The organism is Oleiphilus sp. HI0061 (assembly GCF_001635675.1).
Genome location: NZ_LWFE01001527.1, coordinates 1 through 1,713, shown reverse-complemented (window position 1 = coordinate 1,713; position 1,713 = coordinate 1). Strand labels below are relative to the sequence as shown.

The 1,713-nt window shown below is 44.4% G+C and carries 2 protein-coding genes; one reads left to right on the top strand and one right to left on the bottom strand.

Translation table 11 applies throughout. The annotated features are described in order from the left end of the window. Window positions 1-1,106 (bottom strand): fumarate hydratase (locus tag A3735_RS23820; RefSeq protein ID WP_068638787.1); only part of this gene is annotated, 1,106 nt, incomplete at its 3' end. Between the two features lie 402 nt (window positions 1,107-1,508). On the opposite strand from A3735_RS23820, the gene A3735_RS23810 reads away from it, so the two are divergent. Further along, the coding region (locus tag A3735_RS23810; RefSeq protein ID WP_197486006.1) for a hypothetical protein at window positions 1,509-1,713 on the top strand (205 nt) is incomplete at its 3' end.

The window sequence follows — 1,713 nt, the reverse complement described above, 5'->3', positions numbered from 1 at the left end:
CGGCCTTTCAAATCTACTGGCAGCTCTTCACCATTGGCTAGCATCTCAGTCATTTTCTTATGAGCTGCATCGCGGCCAGTCAGCATTTTACCTGAAAGCAAAACCGTATCGCCCGGCTTAAGGTCGGCGACGTCTTCTTTAGTCACGTTATTCAAANCAATGCGCTTAGCACTGTCGCCAGCTTCCCAAGTAATCTCAGGCCAGTCTTCAAGACTTGGAGGTGTTTGCAATGCCGGGCCGGAGCCATCTAACACAAAGTGAGCATGACGTGTGGCAGCACAGTTTGGAATCATTACGACAGGCAATGATGCAGCATGCGTTGGATAGTCGTTAATTTTTACGTCCATAACCGTTGTTAAGCCACCAAGGCCTTGAGCACCGATACCCAGGTCGTTGACCTTATCCATAATCTCTAAACGTAACTCTTCAACACGATTTTGAGGGCCACGCTTACGAAGCTCATGAATATCAATCGGCTCCATCAAAGCTTCTTTCGCCATCACGGCAGCTTTTTCAGCTGTACCACCGATGCCTATACCCAACATGCCTGGCGGGCACCAGCCAGCGCCCATCGTAGGAACCGTTTTCAGAACCCAGTCAACAATACTGTCACTAGGGTTCAACATCGCCATTTTTGACTTATTCTCGGAACCACCGCCTTTTGCAGCAACTTGGACGTCGACAGTGTTGCCTTCGACAATCTCATAGTGGATCACAGCAGGTGTATTGTCTTTAGTATTCTTACGAGCGCCGGCAGGGTCATCTAGGATTGAAGCACGTAAGACGTTATCTGGATGAGTGTAAGCACGACGTACACCTTCATTTATCATATCAGTCAGGCTTAATTCAGCATCCCACTGCACATCCATACCGACTTTAACGAATACAGTCACGATACCGGTATCCTGACAAATTGGTCGCTTACCTTCTGCACACATACGTGAATTGATGAGTATTTGTGCCATTGCATCTTTAGCAGCTTGGGACTCTTCTTTTAAATACGCTTCATGGACGGCATCAATAAAGTCTTTTGGGTGATAGTAGGAGATAAACTGCAGGGCATCTGCAACGCTATCAATTAAATCTGCTTGACGAATTGTGGTCATAGTCACTCTCTAACGTTTTTCTTTAATTAATAAACTGCTGAGGCTCTTAAGCTTTTGGCCAGGCCCATGTTGTGTTTATCAATTAATACATGGCTGATCACCCACTCATCTTCTGAGCGATCAATTATTGGGGTACTGAATTGTACTCTGATTGAAGATGAGTTTGTAGTCACACCTACAAAGCTTAAACGACGGTTAAATTCGTTACAGCTACTAAGCAAGTGCATCTAATTCTTTGCGCTAAAAAATTAGACAAATTGCTTTTTCGTGTCTACGTTTAATCTAGGTCAAAATTTTTAGGCCTGGTGGTGTGTGTTGCTGAATTTAAACAGATAAAACCAAGCAAGCATCCACCATCTAGCCACTACTTATTTGAGACAACGTTTAGGAAAGGTCTTATCCATGTATAAAAAAACCTTATTAAGTGTCGCGATTGCGTCAGCATTATCATTAACAGGCTGTCTGGACACTACTGATCCAGAAAACAACCCGAAAGAAAGAGATAACGAAAACTCACAGACGACCCCTCCGTCATCTGAGCAACAGGCGAATATTGAGCAGAACGAAAATAACCTCTACCCAGTATTTAACCCTGCTACCGGAGAGT